The organism is Pseudomonas sp. NFR16, from assembly GCF_900108875.1.
Taxonomy (GTDB): Bacteria; Pseudomonadota; Gammaproteobacteria; order Pseudomonadales; family Pseudomonadaceae; genus Aquipseudomonas.
Genome location: NZ_FNYJ01000009.1, coordinates 87,766 through 110,080 on the forward strand (window position 1 = coordinate 87,766; position 22,315 = coordinate 110,080).

At 53.5% G+C, this 22,315-nt stretch carries 23 protein-coding genes and 3 pseudogenes; 8 read left to right on the forward strand and 18 right to left on the reverse strand.

Annotated features, from left to right (window positions below; all coding sequences use genetic code 11):
* Positions 1-5: 5 nt before the first annotated feature.
* The gene (locus tag BMZ10_RS26460) at positions 6-1,220 is read left to right on the forward strand and encodes a c-type cytochrome (protein ID WP_093469517.1); all 1,215 of its coding nucleotides are present in this window, start codon (positions 6-8) and stop codon (positions 1,218-1,220) included.
* Positions 1,221-1,622: 402 nt separating this feature from the next.
* On the opposite strand, the pseudogene BMZ10_RS28085 reads toward BMZ10_RS26460, so the two are convergent.
* Both BMZ10_RS28085 and BMZ10_RS26470 read right to left on the reverse strand, forming a co-directional pair.
* Positions 1,623-2,057 (reverse strand): annotated as a pseudogene (locus BMZ10_RS28085) (methyl-accepting chemotaxis protein); the annotation flags it as partial.
* Between the two features lie 291 nt (positions 2,058-2,348).
* On the reverse strand, positions 2,349-3,473 hold the full coding sequence (locus tag BMZ10_RS26470; protein WP_093469520.1) for a hypothetical protein: 1,125 nt from the start codon (positions 3,471-3,473) through the stop codon (positions 2,349-2,351).
* Between the two features lie 122 nt (positions 3,474-3,595).
* Between BMZ10_RS26470 and BMZ10_RS26475 the strand changes: the two genes are divergently transcribed.
* The 3 genes from BMZ10_RS26475 (at position 3,596) to BMZ10_RS26485 (ending at position 5,197) form a co-directional block, all read left to right on the forward strand.
* Complete coding sequence (locus tag BMZ10_RS26475) at positions 3,596-4,090, forward strand: hypothetical protein (RefSeq protein WP_093469523.1); 495 nt, start codon at positions 3,596-3,598, stop codon at positions 4,088-4,090.
* Between the two features lie 247 nt (positions 4,091-4,337).
* Entirely contained in the window at positions 4,338-4,532 is a 195-nt protein-coding gene (locus BMZ10_RS26480) for a DUF7740 domain-containing protein (RefSeq protein ID WP_093469526.1), read from the forward strand.
* A gap of 242 nt (positions 4,533-4,774) precedes the next feature.
* A complete protein-coding gene (locus tag BMZ10_RS26485; RefSeq protein WP_093469529.1) occupies positions 4,775-5,197 on the forward strand; it encodes a hypothetical protein in 423 nt (140 codons plus the stop codon).
* 265 nt (positions 5,198-5,462) lie between these two features.
* Here BMZ10_RS26485 and BMZ10_RS26490 read toward each other — a convergent pair whose 3' ends face one another.
* From BMZ10_RS26490 to BMZ10_RS26505, 6 genes are all read right to left on the reverse strand, one after another.
* The gene (locus tag BMZ10_RS26490; protein ID WP_143070344.1) at positions 5,463-7,745 is read right to left on the reverse strand and encodes a hypothetical protein; all 2,283 of its coding nucleotides are present in this window, start codon (positions 7,743-7,745) and stop codon (positions 5,463-5,465) included.
* A 30-nt stretch (positions 7,746-7,775) separates the two neighbouring features.
* Entirely contained in the window at positions 7,776-7,949 is a 174-nt protein-coding gene (locus tag BMZ10_RS27810) for a hypothetical protein (protein ID WP_177182234.1), read from the reverse strand.
* Positions 7,950-8,543: 594 nt separating this feature from the next.
* Entirely contained in the window at positions 8,544-8,687 is a 144-nt protein-coding gene (locus tag BMZ10_RS27815; protein WP_177182235.1) for a hypothetical protein, read from the reverse strand.
* Complete coding sequence (locus tag BMZ10_RS26495) at positions 8,684-9,241, reverse strand: 3'-5' exonuclease (protein ID WP_093469535.1); 558 nt, start codon at positions 9,239-9,241, stop codon at positions 8,684-8,686. The genes BMZ10_RS27815 and BMZ10_RS26495 overlap by 4 nt, the downstream gene beginning before the upstream one ends.
* A gap of 66 nt (positions 9,242-9,307) precedes the next feature.
* A complete protein-coding gene (locus tag BMZ10_RS26500; protein WP_093469538.1) occupies positions 9,308-10,168 on the reverse strand; it encodes a hypothetical protein in 861 nt (286 codons plus the stop codon).
* A 12-nt stretch (positions 10,169-10,180) separates the two neighbouring features.
* Positions 10,181-11,065: a UvrD-helicase domain-containing protein gene (locus BMZ10_RS26505; protein WP_177182236.1), complete on the reverse strand. Its 885-nt coding sequence runs from the start codon at positions 11,063-11,065 to the stop codon at positions 10,181-10,183.
* Positions 11,066-11,348: 283 nt separating this feature from the next.
* Between BMZ10_RS26505 and BMZ10_RS26510 the strand changes: the two genes are divergently transcribed.
* Positions 11,349-11,639, forward strand: a complete 291-nt coding sequence (locus tag BMZ10_RS26510) for a hypothetical protein (RefSeq protein ID WP_093469544.1) — start codon at positions 11,349-11,351, stop codon at positions 11,637-11,639.
* A 56-nt stretch (positions 11,640-11,695) separates the two neighbouring features.
* Here the strand turns inward: BMZ10_RS26510 and BMZ10_RS26515 are convergent.
* Positions 11,696-12,394: pseudogene (locus tag BMZ10_RS26515) on the reverse strand (LysR substrate-binding domain-containing protein); the annotation flags it as partial.
* A gap of 198 nt (positions 12,395-12,592) precedes the next feature.
* Here BMZ10_RS26515 and BMZ10_RS26520 point away from each other — a divergent pair.
* A pseudogene (locus tag BMZ10_RS26520) lies at positions 12,593-12,850 on the forward strand (hypothetical protein); the annotation flags it as partial.
* A gap of 79 nt (positions 12,851-12,929) precedes the next feature.
* Here BMZ10_RS26520 and BMZ10_RS26525 read toward each other — a convergent pair.
* The 4 genes from BMZ10_RS26525 to BMZ10_RS26540 form a co-directional block, all read right to left on the reverse strand.
* Positions 12,930-14,075 carry a hypothetical protein gene (locus tag BMZ10_RS26525; protein ID WP_093469547.1) on the reverse strand — a complete coding sequence of 382 codons (1,146 nt, stop codon included), beginning with the start codon at positions 14,073-14,075 and terminating at the stop codon, positions 12,930-12,932.
* Positions 14,076-14,956: 881 nt separating this feature from the next.
* The gene (locus BMZ10_RS28435; RefSeq protein ID WP_093469550.1) at positions 14,957-15,562 is read right to left on the reverse strand and encodes a 2OG-Fe(II) oxygenase; all 606 of its coding nucleotides are present in this window, start codon (positions 15,560-15,562) and stop codon (positions 14,957-14,959) included.
* A 55-nt stretch (positions 15,563-15,617) separates the two neighbouring features.
* On the reverse strand, positions 15,618-15,881 hold the full coding sequence (locus tag BMZ10_RS26535) for a hypothetical protein (protein ID WP_093469553.1): 264 nt from the start codon (positions 15,879-15,881) through the stop codon (positions 15,618-15,620).
* Between the two features lie 458 nt (positions 15,882-16,339).
* Complete coding sequence (locus BMZ10_RS26540) at positions 16,340-17,320, reverse strand: IS5 family transposase (protein WP_093469556.1); 981 nt, start codon at positions 17,318-17,320, stop codon at positions 16,340-16,342.
* A 259-nt stretch (positions 17,321-17,579) separates the two neighbouring features.
* Between BMZ10_RS26540 and BMZ10_RS26545 the strand changes: the two genes are divergently transcribed.
* Positions 17,580-17,831 (forward strand): hypothetical protein, encoded by a 252-nt coding sequence (locus BMZ10_RS26545; protein WP_093469559.1) that lies wholly within the window; start codon positions 17,580-17,582, stop codon positions 17,829-17,831.
* On the opposite strand, the gene BMZ10_RS26550 is transcribed toward BMZ10_RS26545, so the two are convergent.
* From BMZ10_RS26550 to BMZ10_RS26575, 5 genes are all read right to left on the reverse strand, one after another.
* The gene (locus BMZ10_RS26550) at positions 17,807-18,046 is read right to left on the reverse strand and encodes a hypothetical protein (RefSeq protein ID WP_256214601.1); all 240 of its coding nucleotides are present in this window, start codon (positions 18,044-18,046) and stop codon (positions 17,807-17,809) included. The genes BMZ10_RS26545 and BMZ10_RS26550 overlap by 25 nt on opposite strands.
* 21 nt (positions 18,047-18,067) lie before the next feature.
* Positions 18,068-19,348: a translesion error-prone DNA polymerase V subunit UmuC gene (gene umuC, locus BMZ10_RS26555; protein ID WP_093469564.1), complete on the reverse strand. Its 1,281-nt coding sequence runs from the start codon at positions 19,346-19,348 to the stop codon at positions 18,068-18,070.
* Positions 19,335-19,766, reverse strand: a complete 432-nt coding sequence (locus BMZ10_RS26560; protein ID WP_093469567.1) for a LexA family protein — start codon at positions 19,764-19,766, stop codon at positions 19,335-19,337. Before BMZ10_RS26560 ends, umuC begins: the two co-directional genes overlap by 14 nt.
* A 220-nt stretch (positions 19,767-19,986) precedes the next feature.
* The gene (locus BMZ10_RS27595; RefSeq protein ID WP_143070346.1) at positions 19,987-20,385 is read right to left on the reverse strand and encodes a DUF6957 family protein; all 399 of its coding nucleotides are present in this window, start codon (positions 20,383-20,385) and stop codon (positions 19,987-19,989) included.
* Positions 20,386-21,089: 704 nt separating this feature from the next.
* The gene (locus BMZ10_RS26575) at positions 21,090-21,494 is read right to left on the reverse strand and encodes a hypothetical protein (RefSeq protein WP_256214602.1); all 405 of its coding nucleotides are present in this window, start codon (positions 21,492-21,494) and stop codon (positions 21,090-21,092) included.
* A 357-nt stretch (positions 21,495-21,851) separates the two neighbouring features.
* On the opposite strand from BMZ10_RS26575, the gene BMZ10_RS26580 reads away from it, so the two are divergent.
* Positions 21,852-22,304 carry a helix-turn-helix domain-containing protein gene (locus BMZ10_RS26580; protein WP_177182237.1) on the forward strand — a complete coding sequence of 151 codons (453 nt, stop codon included), beginning with the start codon at positions 21,852-21,854 and terminating at the stop codon, positions 22,302-22,304.
* Positions 22,305-22,315: the final 11 nt, after the last annotated feature.

Consider the following 22,315-nt stretch of genomic DNA (forward strand, 5'->3'; position numbering starts at 1 on the left):
CCGTCATGAAAATGCTTAAATTTGTGCTCGCACTCTTGATCGGTGCATTTGCATTGACAGCGCAGGCCGCCGATCCGGCGCTGGTCAGCAAAGGGGAATACTTGACGCGTGCTGCAGACTGCCTCGCGTGTCATTTGGCTCCAGGTGGTAAACCGTTTGCCGGAGGCCTGTCTTTCAAGCTGCCGTTTGGCACGCTGTATTCCCCCAATATCACCCCAGATAAGGAAACCGGGATTGGTAACTGGAGCGACGATGAGTTCGTCAGCGCATTACAAAAAGGCGTAGGCAAGGATGGCAAACACTACTACCCGGCTTTTCCCTATACCTCCTATACCCTGATGTCCCGCGAAGACATTCTCGCAATCAAGGCCTACCTGTTCAGTCTGGAGCCGGTCAATCAGCAACCACCGCAGAACGATCTTTCGTTCCCGTTCAATCAACGCTGGGGTATGTTTTTCTGGAATCTGGTTTTCGCATCAAACGAGCGCTTCGTACCCGATAGCAAGCAGTCAGCAGAGTGGAATCGCGGGGCATATTTGGTTCAAGGGCCGGGTCACTGCGGTGAATGTCACACGCCGCGCAATGTGTTCCAGGCAATGAGCTCTGGGAAGTCGCTGGCAGGCGGAGAAGTCGGCAATTGGCGGGCTTACAACATCAGCTCAGACGTTAAGTACGGGATTGGCGCATGGCCTCAAGAATCGTTGATCAGCTATCTGTCGCAAGGTTACGCGCCTGGTTATGGTGGGGCTGGCGGGCCAATGGCGGATGCTGTTGAACACAGCTTGCGCTTCCTCGACCCTGCGGACGTTAAGGCGATTGCGGTGTACCTCAAATCTACGCCAGCGCAAAGCCAGGGCATTGCCAGGCCCGCACCAGCGGTCGCTGATCAACCTGGCGTCCCATTGGGTCACAAGCTTTTCTCGGACGCTTGCGCCGCATGTCATCGTCCGGATGGCAGTGGCAATCAGTCACCGATCGCCATGCTCATGGGGCTCAAGACTGTCAACGACCCAGCGGGCACCAATCTGATCGCCACGCTGCTGGAAGGCCACACGCCATCTGCGGTGCGAGCCGATCAACGCATGCCCGATTTTGGCCGCGCATACAACGATACCGAGCTCGCAGCCGTTAGCACATTCGTGTTGCGTCGCTTTGGACAGAGCGGCGCAGAAATCAGCGCCAAGGACGTTGCGAAAGGACGGGGAAACTCGTTGCATTGATCTCTGCTAAACAGCCTCGGACTTTACATGTCCGAGGCCACCCTTATACCGAAGCCCCCAATTCACCTTTGCGCGCAGGCGGCGCTTCAAGTCCCTTGGACTCCCGGGCAGAACGTAACCATTCATTTAAGACGGTTTTCAATAAGCGTCTTAGCGTCCAAGCATGATCCCCAAACCTAGCTCGATAAAAACCGTACCGGCCACGTAACGACATCATCGGGGAATGGCACCTGTTCTCTTCCACAGAAACGCCGCTGGATGGTAATGCGCCAGCTCATCCTCTGGGGCTGCACTCTAAAGAGTTGTTAATGTAAACACCGGACGGTTAGGCGCCATCTTCTGGGGCGTCATCAGCTCGCATTAGGCTGACGACGCAAAGGTCAGTTATTTAGAACGTCATCGTCAAACGACAAATCGCGCCACCAACGTATTCAGGTTGGTGGCCAGTCGAGACAACTCATGACTCGCAGCGCTTGTCTGATTAGCGCCGGCTGCTGATTGAGTAGACAGATCACGTATATTTACAAGACTCCTGTCAACCTCTCGTGACACCTGTGCTTGCTCCTCAGATGCACTCGCGATGACTAGATTCCGTTCGTTGATCTGAGCAATGGACTCGGTGATCTGGCGCAGGGCGTCTCACGCTGCGCTGGCAAGGCCAAGCGTGGATTGAGATCGTGCGGTGTTGCGTGCCATATATTCCACTGCGCCGGATGTGCTGTTCTGAATACCAGCCACCATGTCCTCAATTTCTTGCGTGGATTGAGATGTTCTGTGCGCCAATGCTCTGACTTCATCGGCTACCACAGCGAAACCTCGCCCCGCCTCCCCGGCCCTGCCCAGCATTCGCAGATACACCCGCAAATCCTCCGATAGGCCCGACCTCTGCAAATCTGATGGGCTCACCACAGTTTTGAATTATCTCGGCAGCAGGGCCGGGATTCTCTGCTCCATCATTCTGCTCGCTCATCGTAAACTGCACTCGTCGGATTGGGGGTCATGTCGAATTGACGCCGGGGACAGTATTTGGGCCCGACGTCCGTAGTCGTCCGGCCCGCGCCCCAAGGTAAATAGAAGATCCGGGTTTCTTCGAAGACGACATCGAATATTAGCGCCCCGTGGGAGCCGTCATGGCATATCCACGTTCACCAACATGAGCTCTTCCTCTGGCTTACTCTCATCGTAGTGAAGCTCTGGAATATCAGCTTCATCCGGCACCATCATCATCAACATGGCTTTGGCTTGATTGAATGCCATGGGGATTGAAAGTCCAAAGCCTATCGATGAGTAGAACTGAGATGAGAAGACACGTGCTGCGTAATCACCTATCTCTCTGTTCATCCCTATCGCAGCATCTATTTTGCCAACAAAGCCCTTGGCTTGGTTGTAGGAAAAGCAGGTATTGAAGAAGACCAGTCTTACGCTTCGCGAACTGACGGCAATCGCATTGACAATGGCCTCCTTGGAGATAGCCCAAGGGCCGCCTTGATCGTCTTTGAGCACCAGTTCATCATTGGGCGTTCCATGACCCGAGAAGTGCACGACGGTAGGCTTTAACTCGTTAATAGCCTGCAGAATATCCATGGCTTGCACAGCCCAGCGAGTCTGAAAGTTAACCGAGTCACGGTATTCCGAGGCCCTGATTCCTTGCTGAATGGAGCGTGACTCCTCATCCAGTGCCAATGGGCTCGAAGAACCGCTGACCGGATCGGATGCGAAGAACAACACCGTTATCCTTTCAGGCAGGGCCTTGAGCATCTCAATCTGCTGGGCGGTCGCGGCATGCATATGTTCATGCCTCACGAGCCCTGCGTTGAGATGATTCAGCTGGCGCGCGCGGGCCTCATCAGCACGTTTGTCCGCTAGCTGCTGCTTTTTCAGGTCATCGTCGCGTTTTTTCTGAGCGGTATCCTCTTTCTTGCGGGCGTCATCGAGCTTCTTCTGGGCCTTAGCCTCTTCCTGAGCGACCTTGCCTTGGGCGCTGACAAGCTTTTTCTGCTCATCAGCGATCTTGCTTTCGATTCGAGCAATCTCAACCATGGCCTTGCCGTGGTCGTCAGCGTGGCGGACAGCCTCGCGTTCCTTGGTGCTTCTGGTGGACACGCTTGATGCGCGAGCGGCAGCTAAAGAGGCATCCTGTTTCTTCTTCAACGCTACAGCTGCCTTCGCAGCCACTTTGCCCTTGTCACTTTGCAGCTTGGCGATGGCTTGCTGATGCGATATGACTTGTCTGCGATACGCTTCAATGCTCATTCATACTCCCGGTGCCAGGTCTGTCGCCCATCACCGACCGGTCAGCCCACAACCGTGCCGGTAGAGTTACAATCCACGATACAAGCTCTTGAGCCCTATCTCACCTGGAAACGGATCGCGGTATGGAAGAAACCATCGGCTACCTGCAGAACCGTTTCAAGGATGAGCAATCCAGGTTCGATCATTTCGAAAACAAGTGCGCAAAATTCCTAACTGCCGTATCGATCGTGATCGCAGCACTGAGCGCGTTGGCCGGCCTGAAGAATGGCCTGCTGTTTCAGCTGTCGTCCCCGATCTCCGTGCTGATTTTTTGCTCATTCGCTGCAGCTGCCATCTGCATCGGCTGCTCATGGGGCCATGCCTTCAGCGCCTTGCGGATCAGTGACTGCCCTGCCCTTCCATCGAGCAGGGTCACGGCTGAGTATCTGAGGAACGTTGATGCTGATCAGCAACAGCTACACATTTATAACTGCTACATCGATACCCTGGAAAAACTCAAAGCTGCGATCGACGAAAAGTCCAAGCCGTTAGAGCTCGCCTATTCAGAGCTCGTATACGGTGCGGGTTTCATCGCCCTACTTGCAGCGCTCATTACTCTCAGAGAACTCAGCGCATGACCGATTCGAGGAAACCCCAGAACAATCAGAATCAAACACCGCCACCGCCTCCCACGACTGAATATCAGCGAAGATCCGAAGAGCAGGTGGTCAACCGCACCACACCGCCTAGGAAGCGTTGATAATGTGTGCCGGCCTCGAAAAAGGGCCGGCAATCCCAGCCCGCCAGTAACCCCCCTCCCGCAGAGGGTTGAGGCATCTGCCGTCGAGTAAGCCTCTGAAACGCTGCCCAGTACCACGAGCCCCCATGAACCTCACCCACGCTACCCTCGTCCTGCTTTTAGCGGCGAAGATCCACGGCACAGATGCGGGCGTCAGGGCCGCAGCCAAGAATGTGGTCAAAAAACTCCCTCGCAGTCAGCGCGACCTCATCTACCTCGTCATCGATAGCAAGCAGCCACTCGAAATGGTCTGGCAAATCGCGCTGAATCTCGACGCTTGATCCCCATTGGCACCATAACCGGGCGAAACAGGGCGAAACGCCGTCCGGTATCCGCACATCCTGAACAACCTGATCATCGACTACTCAGGCCATTGATCTCGGAACGGTGCCCAATACGACCCCTTTCGCCAGGTATGAGTAAGTGCAACGCATCGAGTAGAAACGAAGATCGAGGCCCGTTACGTTGGTAGAAGCCGGGTGCGTCCGCCCCGGTTAACCATGAAAAACGGAGCACAAATGCAATGACGCCAGTAAAGGGTATCGACCCTCGCATCACCACACCCGAAATGCAGACTGCACACCGCTACATGAACCGACTGGGCGGCCTCGCAAGCATGATTCTCGGGATTATGTGGGCTTTGGCAAACGTGAAAGTCACACCATTCGTAGCTGAGGTCGCAGGTATCTGCTGCTTTGCCTACATCATGTACATCGGTCGTGATTACCGTCGGCAATACAACGAAATCGCCAAGGCATTCACTGGGCTTAACTGGATGCGTCTCGTGTTGAGCGCCTGGCCAATGCTTGTGGTCATCGTGATCGTATCGGGGTTGCTGTCTAAAGGCCTCAGCTGGCAGCAGATAGGCGAGTACAAAGAACACCTGCTTGCCCTAGCGGCTTTCCCACTGTATCCCTGGCTCAAGCAGTGGTGGGAAGGTCAGTAATCGCGGTGCGGCCTGCCCTGGACTGACATGATGTAAACCGCCCAGGACATACTCGCAGCATCCGCGTAGCTGCGCACAAGGAAGGTCGAACATGGATCGTTCGACCATCCCGATTGACCTGCTTCAGCCCAGTGCGCAACTGAGCACCCATTCTAGAGACCAACCTCTGTAGGCTCTTGATTCGATATTTCCCACTCCCGCAACCGCTGAGGCTGAGGCTGAGGCTGAGGCTGATCCCAGCATTCCAAGCAGTCGTAGCCAAATGTCAGGGTCTCGGAGCTAACTCTTCCAGGTCGAAGGTATCTTGAGGGAAGAACAGCCTGAATTTTTCCAGACAGTTGCCCATAAGCCTGGTCGTGTCTTCGTAATCCCCGCTGTAGCGCCCTGACTTAGGGTTGATGAGCCAGCCGCCATCCACTTTCTTCAGCTCGCCCGCAATGCGCGCTGGCTTGAACTTGGTGATGCAAGGATGGCCACACGGTTTCAGTTCATCACCAATCAACAAGGGGATTTCTTCACCAATGAGCAGTGCACCATCGTGGGCTATTGCCCAAATCAGGTAGGTCAGCTCTTCCTGCGCGAACCGATCATGAAGCTCCATAAGTCGCCTGCGCTGGGGATCACGCAACACCTGCCGAGTAGGGTTCGTGGAAATCTGGCCGTCCAGAAACTCTTGTTCCTTCAGCTTGATCGGCGCGCGAAGTGGGCCATAGGTTTCGTCGAGGTAATCTTCCAGCGTCTCTTCACGATCACGCAACCGCGACAGGAATGACTGATAGAAGTGAACGGGCGCTGCGCGCTCGGCAATGTATGAGCCGTGTACTGCGAAGATCTTCAGAAGCGGTGTGCTCAGAATAACGTTATCGACGTAGATGGCCGAAACAGCGTTACCCTGCGGGATATCGCTTGCGTCGATGAAGACGCGAAAAGCTTTTACCCTGCCGTAGAAAAACTGCACTTCCCACTGCAAGCGGGCGAAGCTGGAAGTCAGGAACTTGACTTTGGCTCGCTTCCAGGCATCCAGAGCATCCGCACTAACCACAACAGACTCACCCGTCGAAGGATCGACATACTCGGCTGGAGCAGCATGCTTTCTGATTTCCTGCCGAATTTCGGAGATCGAACGCAATTTCACCGCGTAGGTGAGCTCCTCAACTGCCGGGCTCTCTGCCTGCTCCTGCGCTGGAGTCTCTGGTTCAGTCGACGAACTGGACAAAAGACCGGCCAAGTCTGCGAATGCTGTTGAAATTTTCTGGCCGGTGTAATGGGCGTAAAAAAATGGCAGCCTTGCCTTGGTGTCAGTAGGCATCGCAAGAAATTCTGGGACAATCAGCTCGTGAGGATCCTTCCATTGATTGGTGCCTTCGATCATCCGTTGCAGCCCGAGCGCCCAATCATCGGCACTTGCTTTAGGATCATACCGGTTGAGCTTTACCAGCTTCGCACGCGCATAAGGCCCTAGACGGTCATCGTGCACGTAAACGACGCTGTCGCTGTCCACTTTGTAGCCCAGGATACATACCGCATGCCCGGCATCGTAGTCTTCCAGCGTTCCCTCATCGGTGACCTTGGAGACTGAGCCCATCACGAGCAAAGGCAGATGGCTGTCGATGTGCCCCGTGACGGTGGCCAGAAAGTCTTCTTCCGACAGCTTTTGCTTTTTCAGATCCTCGGAGTGATGGCGAAGCCCTTCGACATCAAGGCAGCGCAAGATCTGCTTGTTGGTCAATTCCTTGTTGGGGAAGCTGTTGGAAGAGCCGTCAATGTGGTTGATCGCATTGAGGGTGATCTCGCTGCAGGAATGGATGGCTTTGACGTCCCGCCACTTCAGCGAGTGCAGCGATGACCAGATCGCGGTCGACGCACAGGCCGATACCACCTTGTCCTGTTCCTGGAAAGCGATAGACCAAACACTCAGTTTGATGCCGAACAGATCCACCGTGTATTCACGGGACAACCGGCATTTACGTTTGCCGACCTGGCCGGTCTGGCCAATCTCGACAGCGGGTTCCTGAACCTCTGGCTCAGACTCAACCGCTGCGCTCTCAACCACCGCGTTGTTGGCGTCCGCTTCGACCATCTGAGCGACTACCGGCGGCGCATCTAAATCCGACATGACCTTCAAGCAGGTCTTACCAATGAACGTCTTGGGCAGTGGCTTGATCACCATGAAACCCAGGTAGCTCGTATTGAGTTCAAGGGCCAGCTCTTCTGAACCTTCACCAGCCTCAAGTATGGTGTCGATAAGCTTGTGATCCACGGGCCTGGTGAAGAAATGCATCCGCGCGCACTGGTGCCCAGCATTCCCGAATCGCTTCACATAGTAGTGAGAGAAGTCTTCCAGATAATCCTTGTCGACGTAGTTGCGCTCAAGCAGCACAGAGACGGCGCCCATGTCCTTCAGGTAGTTGAAGATGTAGTCGACTTGGGGCTTTTGAAGGATGTCAGGGAAATCTGAGCCGAAGCATTGCGTCACCAGATTGCTCAGGGTCTGCTTCTCGAAGCTGGAAATCAGGAAAGGATTCATTGGCATAAAAAAAGCAGCCATCAGGCTGCTTTTCCTTACAAAAAAGGTGAGTTAAAGGCTGCAGGTCTTCGCGAGCAGCGCGTGGCCGACTGCCTTGTTGGCAACCTGCTTCTCAATCTTGTGGTCATAATCACGCTGACGCTGGCGAGCTTGCTCAAGCCGGTCGTTACTGTCGCGGTTAAGATCGCGAACGCGTGAAAGGTCAATCAGTGCCTGTAAGCTCATGGATTCTCTCGCTGAAAATGCACGTTGATTCAAATTAGCATGCGCAAACACAAGCGCACAACCGTCGAACCGTAGCCAAATGCATACGCATTGGCGCAAATGCGCGCGCAAGCGTTAAAAACGAAGGTCGGGCATTCTATAGCCGAAACATGCGCCCCGAAAGCTATTTTGAAACAAACCTTACGAATGGTGCGTTAAACCAATAGCGAAATCGAAGCGTATGTCGCATGCATCTGTTCGACTGCGACAGTGCGTTGATGTTCCGCTTCCGCCTGCGTGAGCGCTTGTGTGACCAGCGTCTCCTGCAGGGGAACCTATGACTGTATCGACCCAATTCACCTGAACTTGAAGCCCGCCAACCCTTGAGATTTGGCTCAATACCGAACAGCAAGAGTAAAGACTGAACAGCAGGAGCAAAGCCGTCGGTGAGCAATACCGCCATCAGCGAGTGGAATCCCCTCAAAGCTTCGACCCAAGCACCGTTTGCAATCAACTTCAAAATGGACGCAGCTTCTACCTGCTACCTTACTGAAGACTGCAGCCAGCGAGGCCAAGGTGCCTCGCCCGGATCAGCATCGAGATCGAACAACACGATCAGAATCGTGGCCCCTGCCATGGCTTGGCGCCAGGCTTCTTCTTGGCAGGTGCATTGACGACGCGGAGCAAAGCCTTCTGATCGACATCCCAGAAGTCAGCGGACTCATCAATGTAGCGGCTCGCCTTCTCCATGACTCTCACTTTGGCCTCCTTACGATCCACGTACCAGTAGCAGGCTTGATTGCACGGGTGATTGCAACGTAGGCCGTGCGCAGGGCCTCATGGCATTGCGAGGTGTCGTATCCACAAGGGTCGCCCTGGCTTCCCATCTTGGCCTGCCTGTAGAGGTCATTCTTGTAGGGCGAGGAGGACTTGACCTCGCAGTCGCCCAGCAGGAAAACCGCATCAGCCTGCAGCCCTTTGGAGGCGTGATAAGTGAGGATCTTGATATCGTCCTTACGCCCTTCGTCAGCGGCGCGCTTGGTCGGGCGATCAAGCTGACGGGATATCTCGTCCCTGTCTTTCCTTCTGCGCGACAGGAGAAGGATGGTTTCATTTTGTTCGTAGTGCCGAAGAACTTCTTGCTTCATATGCCCGTAGTCGGGGGCCAGCACCTTCACCGGTGCCTTGTCGTTCATGACGCGAGGGTTGGCCGCAAGGCCTCCCTTGTCGGAAGCGCCTCCGGTACGAATGACGATCTGTTCCGCAGCGTCGATGACCCATTGATGGGATCTGTAGTTGTCCCGAAGCGTCACAGCAGTCGTGGAGGGGGACGGGAACTGCTTGTCAAAGTCGGTGAAAAAGTGAGGTGAACTGCCCCGTCAGCCATAAATGCTCTCCCAGTAATCTCCCACCGCCATCAGCGACGCATAGGCAGGAGGCCCATCCGTCAGAACCCGCATGTTGCGGCGTTCGATTTCGGCAAACGTCGCTCGCACCCAGGAAATCGTGTTCGCGCCCACATCCTGGAACTCATCGATCATCAGCGTCGTCATGGGCTGAAGTACATGAGGCGGGATGACACGCAGATTCAACGCGCCTCGCTCACTAAACATCGCGAACATGGCGTTGAAGGTCATGACCGGCGGACTCATGTCCCGGAGCATGTCTTGGAATCTATTCCAGAAGATGCTCAGGGCCGCAAAAAACCGGCGATCCGGATCGTCGTTCGTCAATTTCATTTTCTTGACCGCCTCGATGACATCCAGACCGAGGTTTTCCATGAAGGATGCAGACGAATAAAACGCATCCATGATGGGCTGCCCGCCCAGCTCGCCCTGCACTTCGTAGTTGAATTTTGGGCAACTGGTCGCAAGGTGTTTGATGGCATCAACGGAGCCAGCAGCTTCTTTGTAGTTCTTCAGGTAGATCACCGGCGAAGAACAGAACGCCTGAAACAGCAGACGTTTGTCTTTGACGTTGCTGTTCATGTACGAGCTCTGACCAGGCGTTTTGAGTCCGCCAGGTTCGTTGTTGTCTACACCCAGGAGCACATACGCACCTAACTTTGGAATATAACCGTCGGCATGAAAGGTTTGCCCCAGTATGGATACGTCTCTGCCCGCTGGATCGACGCCCTCGATCGGCCATCGCCCTGCTTTGCTCCAAAGCCCCTCCAAGGCGTTGCATAGGGTTTGATCTAAGGCGGCCATGTCCTTGGCCTTGCGTTTGCGATCCAGCACGTCAGGGTGATCCTAGTCGAGCTGCTCAAGAATGATTGATCGGCGAACGAGATGACCTATGAGCTCTTTGAACACGGCGTTGCCGGCATAGAGTTCGTGGTAGCACCGGTTCATCAGATCCAGCTGTTCCGACTTCAACTTGACGTTGAGCATGGAACCGTCTTTTTCATCCTCATCATTTTTGTTGTCCAGGAACTCAAACGCCCTGACTTTTTCAAGGCCCTTGATGCTTCGGGTAAATGCAAGTATGCGGGAGTGGAACGTGCGAACGATGTCCAGGGACTCTTCTTCAGAGATTGTGCGCCCCCACTTTCCAAAAACCTCTCTAACTTTCCCTGCGAAATCGTGCTTGGACTCTTTCGTGAACGTCACCACTGTCAGGCTTGAAAAATCCACACCCAAGTAGTGATTCAGCAGCAGGAGCCTCAAGACCATGGTTGTAGATTTTCCGCTACCGGCGCCGGCGACCACCGAAGTGGTAGGCGTGGTGGACAGGATCATTTTCCATTGCTGCTTCGAAGGTTGTTGGTGCTTGGGCAGATTACGAGCCACATCGTCAATGAATCGCTGCCTCACCTCCGGCGAAATCCTGAAGTTCCACTCCTTGAAGAGTGTTCGCTCCTTGTCCCTTGGAGCACCTGGCTCTGACATAGGGCCTGGGCGGAGTACGACGATTTGTTTGCCGTCCTCAACGCCACGATCGTAACCCGCCCTGTCACCGTCCTCTCGACCTTCAGCCCAGCCGACCTCCCGTCCCCGACGCCAGGCAGAGGCTTGTTCGATGCCCCAGCTGTCCAACAACCGGTCGAGCACTCTGTGCATCCAACGCTTGTTGACGTCGTGATCAGGTTTACGGATCGGTTGAGACACGGGTGGCTTGGGGGTTGAGACATCCACTGCGGGTAAGACTCCAGGACGAATGTGGGCCCACCCCTTCGTGCAGGTGAGCTGGAAGCAGGTCGAGCAGCCTACCATCACCCACATGCGGTGCCACTGCGAAATAGTCCTTAGAACCTTGACCTAGAGCGGATGAATGGTCAGCGTCTCGCCCTACCCGTTATCGACAAAATCAGAGTTAACCTGAACCAGCCCTTGAATTAAGGCAGAACGCCATCACATAACTAATACCGGTGGCAATAAGGAATTCATCCAGGATTGCCCGGACTGAAGGAGCAAGACCATGGCAAAACCAACCACGATTCGAGAGATCAACGACAAGTATTCCTACAAGGATGAAAACCCGAACGGCAAGCGTGATGCCGCGTTGGTTTCGTGTGCCCAGTGTGATGACTACAACGAGCTCCAGTACATTTACGACTCCAAACTGCTGCCGCTGGTGAATGGCGGGAAGGTTACCAAGCAGGCGGCAATAGACGCACTTTCGCAGTGCTGTGAGGAGTTGGCCAACCCTCGCACGCGCGTGAAGTTCTACGCCCTGCTGACCAAAAAACTGGGCCACACGATCGGTTAACTCGTGAGCCCCTGACAGCGTCAGGACTCAATGGCCGTCCAAGCGGCGGCCTACGCTCATTCCTGTAACTCGCGCGTCCCCCATTCTGCTCTACCGATCCGATACGCCCGTCGGTTTACCACTGCCGTAGGTGCCAAGTGTTCGCCGAGGTATTTCAGCAGGATGCTGACCTTGGGGAGTCTTTCCTAGGTTTTGAGCCACACCAGGTTCATCGGCAGCCCGTCCGTGGCGAGCTCAGGTAGCACTTCCACCAAGCGGCCTTCATCCAAGTGTGTCTGGACAAGCCAGGTCGGCAATTGCGCGATACCGTGCCCAGCCAATGTTGCAGCCACCTCCCCTTCGCCATCTCCAACAGCAAGTCGCGGATGAATCAACCGGCGCTGCTGATCGTCTGACAGACGGTCACCGAAGTACCACGCGCCCACCTGACCATCGGTGTAGCCGTAAGCAACGCAGAGGTGATCCTCAAGATCGGCTTCATCCAGGAGCTTGCCAAGTTCCTGCAGAAACTAGGTGCAGCGCAAAAGACCATACGCTGAGCGCCAATGAACCGATGGCCAAGCCCTGGATACCGGGCATCCGGGCCCCCAATTCGCACCACGATGTCGATGCCCTTGTGAACGGGGTCGATAAAACGATCCGAGAACGAAATGTGCGGCTGCAGCAGCGGGTATTCCTTGAGGAAGCTCAGGATCAAAGGCAGCTCATGAAGCACCGTATGAAGCAGGCAGATCGATGCGTAACCGGCCATGGGGCATCTCAGCGAAGAAACAAGCTTAGAGACGCATGCGAGCTTGCTTGGCGTGGCTCTTCGAGCACGGCTGTCGTGAATCAAGCCACCAGCAGGCGTCTTGGCCCTGCGGGCTTCCATCCTCACGCGCTCGTATTTGCTTACAAACTACAGCGCCATTCGCGTTTTTGGCTCGGCAACAAATCGGGTACGGTAATGGGGAATGGAAACCCAGACTTTTACTGAAGGACGCTCTCTCGTGACAACCCTATCTTCGCTAGTCGCCGAACGCCTGAACAACCGTAAATTCCAGGTCGCAGGCAATGCTCATGGCCTATCCGGCGCCGGCACTGTTTTTGAGTACCAAGTCGATGGTACTGCGATCACCAGCACCTACCAAGGCGGGAAGATCCAGACAGGTCATCAGGTAGGACATGTGACGGGCCCAGATACCTTCGATCTGCTCTTCCATTGCATCACTAGAATATCGTATTTTTCCAGTCGAAAACGAGCCCACCAGCCTTTTGAACAGAGTTAAAGACTGATGAGCATTTAGGTACTCAGTGCCAGTCACCTACGAGAATTGTCTCAACATATACCTCACCATCAAGGCAAGGAAGCTGATCAACAAATTTGTTTTTCAAACAGCGCCAAAACAGAGTCTTAAATGCCACTAAGCCAGCATTTAAATCAGTAAAGACGACAGTTATAACAACTGCCGAAAGCGCCGAATCTTGAGCACAATCACGGATTGACTTCTCGTACATCAAAATAGTCTTAGGTACGGAGATCGCAATTATCAAATGATACTCCTGATCACAAAGTTGAAATTGGGGGTAATACAGGTCAAAACTCACACATCCCACTTTTACGGTATGCCATCCCCATTCCCATCGACTAGCAGGCAGCGCGGGACTCGTAGCGACTTGCCATACTAGAATTTCGTTATCACAACGACTGCGCTCACGTCTTTTGCTCATGTCATCTTCAATACTTTTCAGGGAATCACACTGCTGAAGTATTTTGTTTTTCTGCTTTTCGATCTCTACATCCGCGGAATTATGCGGACGCGAACGTTTAGCTTTTGCGAACTCCTTGTCCTCCGGACAAACCAATTCATTTGGGCCACGGACAGGTCTAGTTTCACGACTTCGTTGCTCCTCTCTCAGAAGGCGAATGCGATAGTCTTCCTTCAGCCTCAGCCTAATAAAATCTTCCTGTGTTGTATCTCTGAATTCATCACTAACTATTTCTGCGGAACAGGTTTTGGCGCAACCAAAAGCGAAAGGACTAATATCGGGATTACTCTTAATAAAATCTTGCGCGTACCGATCTACATCTCCCATAGATAAGCTATATGCTCTAAACGCCTTCTCAATGCGCTCCTTAGCATCTTGATTGAGCCCATCCTGTAAGAAGAGAACTATATCTGCCTTTACATCCACCTTTCGACTCGCAGATGTTGCAATTTTAAAAACGCTAATTTCCTGCCCTTTGTCGAGGAGCACCCAGTATTGGATAACACTCCAAGGCACATCAATATTTGAAATAGCTCCTCCTAGACCAAACGCTGGCACTGGAGATTTCGTGTAACCTGAGAACTCTGGAAGCGGCCAGCTCCACTGGCCGCCGGTATTTTCACTTTGTACAAATTTAACAAGCCCTGCATCAGAGAAATCAACTTTTGAATCACCAAGATATATCATTTTTATTCCCTCAATCTATCAGGTAGGCCCGGCTTCACTGCTGATTTCGAAGGGGGGGGGGGAGCGCCGCTATCGGCGCTAATCAACAATAGGCGGTAATCGAGCTCTACGCTTTGCTATTTTTTTGACGAAAATCAGGCGCAGGTTGCAATATTTCTGAGTCAGATTGTCCCTGTTCACGGAAGCTCTTCACTCTAGTAGCATTTCGGAGTTGGAATCCGCTTGCCAACCCTGCACATTACTGTCCAAATCTGCTACTCGGGCACTAAGACCATACGTTCAAAGCCTGCTTGTAGATCGCCACTCATGAGGAGGGGCTATTGGTGATCACCAAACTGAGCAGCCGCCCGCACTCCCTCCAGGCAATGGAGCACCTGGCTTCAGGGTACGGCTAGGAAATTCAGTCTACGGGTGCCTATTAATTTTTATCGCTAGTTGAGCAACTACAGCGGTCTCACCCGGCCTGAGACGCCATATGATTAATGAGAGGCTAACTTTTTAATAGCTAGCAAGGCATGCCCCACTATAACTTGGTCTAAGTTTTTAGGACGGCCTTAACGAATTCCACTGAGGAGCAGCCTATGGAATAGCAGGTCAACAGTGCTTGTGAATGGGACAAAAATTCCGAGGCCAAATTACGTAATGGCGAGGAAGCTTTTTTTGGACTGCAGATACTTCGCTAGCAGAAGCATCTCAAGAGATACTTCGCCGCATTAGCAAAATCTGAACCCAGTGCAATTTATTAACAAGATCCGAAGCCGGGAGATTAGCGTCGTCAAAATTTGTCGTTATTATTCTCGCGAGCCCTACTGAATATTAACCAGGGCATGCAAACAGCTGGAGCTACTTGAGCCCCTAAAGTGCCACTACACCCCAAGCAGCTACTTTACAATCCACTCGCTTATTATTGTGAGCCGCTCCCACCCGCTCACCTGCTCAACGCTATGCCAGTTTTTTTTATCTGAGTAAAACGCAATCAGCCGGTTAGCTATAGGCTCTACTACAACTGCCGAATCGAGAGGTGCTGTAGACGAGCGGTGTAGAAAAAGCCTCCCTTTGCATCCAGGCGACCAATTTGGAGATACGTATAATATTACAACGAGTGACCTGCCCAATGGGGTGAAATCATGATGCCGAGGAAAAGCAGGGACTTCTTCATTGGCGAGTCGCAACTGAATCATACTTTTGTCGTTTAGATCGATATCTTTACCGCACAGATTTCTGACGAAATGATAAAAATCCAGCGAATAAAAAAACTGCGCAACAGTTGACTCTGTGAGTAAGCAATAGTGAACCTTATTATCATCGCCATCCAGAACTCTGAACTCGTGAGAATGCAGTAACAAATGCTCCTGCATCGAACTGAACGATTTCGGATCTAGAAAATCATCTACAACCCAATGAGGCCAAGGCGCGAATCTCCTAAAACTGCTACGGACACTCTCAACTTCGGCCAACACGTCTTTTGATATACAAAGAGCATTCATGTATTTTTTTCTCTGGATGTAAGATCTGATCCCAAATCAGGATCAGATCAAATCTTCAGTCTTTTGACTCAGGCTTATCAACTCCACCGTCTTTAATGCCTTTGTTTAGACGCTCGACCTTTATTGCTTCCTTCAACTCTTTCAAGAGCTCTTCGATTTGGGGAAGAATCTCATCGACATCACGCTGCACTCCATTCGCATTACCTCCATTGCGGCAGAAATACTCCATTTGATCCAAGAAATTATCCACATCAGTGGAATTTGGATAAAATCGCACTGGATTTATTAAGGCACACTGGTACACGAAGTCGATAACCATGCAATCTCTCCTAGACTAATTGCAGAAAATGGATGCACCAACCAAGCTCCATTCGTACGTCAGCTAGACTGCATGGGCACACATGCAGGATAGACCAAAATTTTGAGGCGATAGGGTTTGATAGGCTCCCGAATTGATAGGAGGTATCGACTGATACCCCTGAACACGGTGCAGGCCCAAGTATGCGTACCCGCCCTAAGGTTGACGTGGATGAGTTATCGCCGTCAACTCATCGAGCTAGATGAAAAACGACTCGATTGTCTTGGGGATCCTGCCGCTGCGACGAGTGGTCGTAGCCAAGCCGCAAGCCGAGAAAGCTCATGCTTTCTGCTTAGGGATGCTCCGATCAACTTGCCGCGCAGCGATGGCGGGCCGTATTTCGCCAGGCAATCAGCGCTATGCCCTGAAAACGGCCTAACGCAGCGTGCGGCAGAGCATTTTCCGCTCGGTTTTCCGTGTTAAGCGCGCAACTCACCCAAACCCATCAATAGTTTTCGAGCCATCCACAGGTTCGACAGGGCGAACAGCGTGGTCAGTTGGGCCGTGTTTTTCATCAGCCCACGAAAGCGTACTTTCACGTAACCAAACTGGCGCTTGATGACCCGAAACGGATGTTCGACCTTGGCCCGTGTCTGCGCTTTGCAGTACTCGATCTTGCGCTTGGCTTTGTACAACAGGCTGCGTTTGTTCAGCTTGGAATACGTGCTGCGCCGAGCCGCGATTTGCCAGATCACGTCACGATTTTCGTGCTCTTCACGCTTCTCGACACCGGTATAACCTGCGTCCGCATAGACCGCGTTTTCTTCCCCGTGGAGCAGTTCGGCGACTTGGGTGACATCGGCCACATTGGCCGCAGTGCCGTGGACGTGATGAACCAGTCCTGACTCAACGTCAGCGCCGATGTGGGCCTTCATGCCGAAGAAATACTGGTTACCCTTCTTGGTCTGATGCATCTCGGGATCGCGCTCGCCGTCTTTGTTCTTGGTCGAGCTTGGGGCATGAATAATGGTGGCGTCGACGATGGTGCCCTGGCGCAGCGACAGGTCTTTTTCCTGCAAATAACCGTTGATGACTGCGAGGATGGCAGGCGCCAGTTGATGCTTCTCCAGCAGGTGCCGGAAGTTCATGATCATGGTGTCTTCCGGGATCGGCGCACTCAGTGTCAGACGCGCGAACTGACGCATGGGCGTGATTTCGTAGAGCGCCTCCTCCATGGCCGGATCACTCAGGGAAAACCAATTTTGCAGCAGGTGAATGCGCAACATGGTTTCCAGTGGGTAAGGTTTTCGACCGCCACCTGCCTTGGGGTAGAAAGGTTCGATCAGCCCCAACAGCCCTGCCCAGGGCACGACCTGATCCATCTCGGCAAGGAAGCGCTCGCGGCGGGTTTGCTTGCGCTTGCCGGCGTACTCGAAGTCAGAAAAGCTCATTTGGCTCATGGGCGGCTCGGATCAGGTGGTCAGGCGATTTTCGCATGCCCGGGACTTATTCGGAGAATCCCTAGATGCTTCACTCCTGGGGTGGCTCACAAGCTCTCAATCTTGACGACTTCATGGAAGAGTCGTAGGGGAATCGAGAGTTGAGGTCGTAGACGTCCGCAACGCGGAGCGGCTTAGCTACGACATACGTCCGCCAACGGCGGTACACCAATCGAACCCGTCATATGTACTGGACTCACCCATCGAAAGGGCATTCAACATGAAAGACGCACTGACCGCCGCATACAGCAACCTGATCCAGAATCAAGTCGAACTCGCTTCGACGCTTCAGTCCATCGTTGATGAAGCAGTACAACGTGGTGCACCTGAAGGCCACATCAACCAGGTGTGTCAGAGAATGGAGAGCTTGGCTTCACAGCTCAACGCCTTATCCAAGAGCTTGTTGGAACGTAACGACGAAATCGAGAACTGCCAGCGCGATAAGAATCAACCTGGCACTGCTTCCACCTGAACGATCCGCCCCTCGGCCACATCATTCACCATACCCTGCAGCCGAATTTCCTCCCTTTGAAACATCGCGATCATGCGGTGCAACGCCTGGGCATCTGGGTCATTCCCAGCTTGGCTCAACCTCTCAGCAATGCGCACGAGCTCCACAGCTGACCACTTCAGGTCAGCAGCAATCCCCTGCAAATCTCTACGCAAGTTTTGGTTTGTATCACTCATCTCAGCTCCCATTTTTCGTCCCTAGTTGGCTTTGACAGTCCAAAGCTGATCCAGCCGCGTCGTATAGCTCTGACTCATCAAATCGCGGCGCATCGCCCAACCTGGATCCTTGGGAACACTGGCCACCCGAAGCGTCCCCCTGCCCCATCTACCGTTAATGTCGTCCAGCACACTCATCAATGTATCGGCCATAGCCGGCTGCGAATGAGCGAAGAGGTCATCGGTAAACTCGCCTGGCTGACGCAGATCCATCAACAGCACTTCAGCTTTGCTGTACTTGAAGCCAGGCCTAAAGAGGCGATTAACCGCCTCGGTAGCAGCCTTCGTCATGAGCCGCACATCATTGGAAGGATACGGAAGCTCGACCAAAGCGCCATTCGCATACTTGGCCTCCTCAGGATTGAACATGCCCGTACGGATGCTCACGCGGATCTTCTTGCACAGTGAATTTTGCGCCCGAAGCTTCTCCCCCGCCCGCTGGGTATACGTGGCCACGGCCTCTTTAATCGGCTCGATGTCGGTCAGACGAGTGCCGAACATTCGGCTACAGCAGATTTCCTGCTTGGGCGGATCAGCCTCCCCGAGCTCCAGGCATGAAGTGCCGGCGAGTTCACGTGCAGTCTTCTCGATCACCACGCTGAATTTCTGCCTGAGCGTCCAAGCATCGGCCTTGGCCAAGTCCATCGCGCTCTTGATGCCCATAACTTCGAGGTGAGCTTTCATCCGCTTGCCTACGCCCCACACCTCGCCCACATCCGTGTTACGCAGCGTCCAATCACACTTGAATTGATCGCACAAATCCACCACACCACCTGTCTTGTCCAGGAGACGCTTGGCGGTGTAATTCGCAAGCTTGGCCAGCGTCTTCGTACGAGCGATTCCCACCCCGACCGGAATCCCTGTCCGCTTGAAAAGAGTCGCGCGTATGTGACGACCAAAAGCTGTCAGATCACCAGGAATGCCGGTGAGATCGGCGAAGGCCTCATCGATGCTGTAGACCTCCAGCGCCGGCACCATCGACTCGATAATCATCATCACTCGCTCACTGATATCACCGTACAGCGCATAGTTGCTGCTGAACGCCACGACCCCGTTACGACGCAAATGATCTTTGATCTGAAAATACGGCTGGCCCATCTTTACGAACGGCTTGGCGTCATAGGAACGCGCAATCACACAACCATCGTTATTGCTGAGCACCACAATTGGCGTTTTGGCGAGATCGGGCCGGAAAACCCGCTCGCAGCTCGCGTAGAAGCTGTTGCAGTCGATCAGCGCAAAGACGGGTTTAGGAGTTGTCATGATCGCGAACGCTGTACTTCACCACACCCCAGATCACCAGCTCATCTCCCTCCATCACGTGCATGGCCGGAAATTTAGGATTTTCCGACAATAGAATCACTGCGTTCTCACGAAGATGCAGTCGCTTGCACAATGGCTCGGTATTGAGCGCGGCGATGACAATGTCACCCGAAACGGGCTCGACGCTTCGATCAACGACGACAAGGTCACCGGAATAGATACCAGCGCCCTGCATACTGTCCCCTTCGATTTTGACCAAGTACACGTGCGGCGCACGGATGTCGAACAGCTCATCCAGCGAAATGTGCTTCTCGATGTGATCGGCAGCCGGAGATGGGAAGCCTGCCGGCACCTTGAACGAGTAGAGAGGCAGCTTTTCGCCGCCGTTTTCTAATGGGCCGAGGATTGTGATGCTCATGATGCAAGCCTTGTCGTGAATTACTGTACGTATATACAGTTAACGTTCTGCTTGGCTTTCGGTCAATCTCGTAAGAGCGAAAATTCGACAGGTGACATCATGTGCGGACGCTACTCGATCTACGAATCGATGGATCATTACCTCAAGGAGCTTGCACCAAAGCAGTTGGTGATCAATGGCGGTCAGCGAGCCGGTTGGAAGATGCATTTACACGCACTGATTACCTTCCGATGGAAAGCACGGCCTCCCCTGTTCCGCGAACTTGAGTACCATGCCCCATGAGCACGTACAGCGTGTTGACGCTCTCAAACAACAAACCATGTGTGAATGATTTCATGAAGGTCGTCCTGACCCAATCGCCACGCTGCCGCTTATTTAGACTGTGAAACAGAACATTGCTCGCGTACACGATCTGCGGCGAGAGTCCATCCTGGGCAAGGAACTGTCGAAATGCTTCGTCGACGTCCACCTCGATGATTCTCCATTCTGCAACGATGCAGAAAGGCTTTTGCCCTCCGTGCACAGTTGCGACCGCGTCCTCCATCGATCCTGTGAAACCTTCAGATGGCGTTCCCGCATGGGTGAGCAATCCGGTCACCGTGTTGATCGCATCGCTCATTGCTTACCTCACTTGAGACATCCCATCGCGTAACCTTGGGAAAGCCTCATCAAGCGTGAGGCCTTCTCGTTTTGAATCCAGTAACAGGGCAGTGTTTCGCAATGAGTCAATTCAAATCTCATTCACGGTGTCAGTCCCTTCGCCCGGGATGGGCTGGACAGAAACTCGCCTGACCAAACCATCAACGTCTCGACGCGCCTGGAGATAGCCTGGTCGATCAGTCACTTCACTGGCATCAATCGAGACGCGCGCGTCCACAAATCGGAGCGTTTTCAGGCTTTCAGTGAGTCGATCACCGCCTGTTCTTCAAGGCAGATGCGCCTTGCTTGAACATCCACAGCATCGGCGTCCTGGTTAACCTCGAACTCAATGGAGCACCCGTCCGTTGGTCATTTCGCCATTTTCATGCTGCCAGTGCACAACCACGTAAGTGCTCCCCGACCAGGTTTCGCAAAGTAGGTACCCCTCCGACAGAAACACTTTCTGAATCGCAGACGTCCGAATGTGCGCCCCCTGCCGGAAGCGGCGTCTTGCATCGTTAAAGACTAGTCCCGTCAGGACTGGAGATCTGAATTCGGTGCAACACAAGTACCCCGTGATCGGGCACCCAAAATCGACTCGTTGTGCCACTAACACGCTGGATGGAACCCCCACTGCCTGAACCCCTTATTTTTCAAAATGCTGGAACAAGGCCAGCGGGCCTCTTAGTGAACTATGTCGAAACGATCCAGCGCGCCATTCTCATGAAGCCAATGAGCAACGACATAACGCCCACCATCGTCCGCCACCACCACTTCATAACCCTCCTCCCAATATCGATCGGATATGGGTGGAGTGTGGATAGGCAGCCCCTCTGGCAAGAGGTTGCGATGATCGCAAAAGAGCAGGCCTGTCATTCTAGGAGGCCTCTCCAACGCACAGATCAGGTAGCCGACGATGTCTGTATCCAGAACAGCCCTTCGCGCCCGCTCAACGACAGCGGGAAGTCGGTAGAACCTGAAGTCGTTCAGGGAAGCACCAAATGACTTAACCCAATACGTCGCCTTTAAGCCGTCCTTTTGCTCAGACATGACGCTTGAAGCCCAAGGCGCAGGTTCGACATTTTTCAATTCACGAGAACCTCTGCCGAATCAGCACGTGAAGGGCCATAGGACGGATTTAAACCACGGCGCTGCATCACCCGGATATCACCTCTATCGGCCCGAACCTATCTCGGCGCCCAGCAATAACGCCGGTATTGAAAGCGAAATTCGCCCAAGTTCGATTTATCTATATATTGGTCGTGGATCGGTCGCATGACCGATGTCACGCCCCAATCAAGCCACCTCTAGCTCGAGTGCCACGCACAAACACGTCGGCCCTCACGCGGCCTGCGCCCTGATCGTCTCACGACCAAATATATAGAGTTGAGTGACGCATGGCAAACGCGGCATATCGTCGGTTTTGTGAGTAGGCCCAAAATGTCCTTGCGTAACGCCTTGGCTTCAGCGCTGCAGCTTCTGAGAACAGAGCGCGGATTGTCGCAGCAAGACCTGGGTGGCAAGATCACCAGTCAACACATCAACCTGGCGGAAAACGGGAAGACATCCCTCACCACCGATTCGCTCGATGAGATCTGCAGATCGCTGCAGGTTCATCCAGTCGCCTTCTTGGCACTGATGTACGCGGCACACGAACAGACATCGGCAGCCGATGTCCTGGCGACCGCCCAAGCCGACCTGAATGCCATGGCGTTGCTCAACAGTGCGATCAATGCGGCGCCGGAGAAAAAACCTCATCCGAGGGTAGCCAAGGCAGCGCAAGTCACCACTGCAGTTCAGGCACTGAAAGGTGCCGGCCACAGCCGTGTCGAGATTGCCAAGGTGTTAGGACTTTCAGAGCCAACTGTGAGACGCCACTGGAATCGTCCTCAGCCGTGAACCTGAATGTT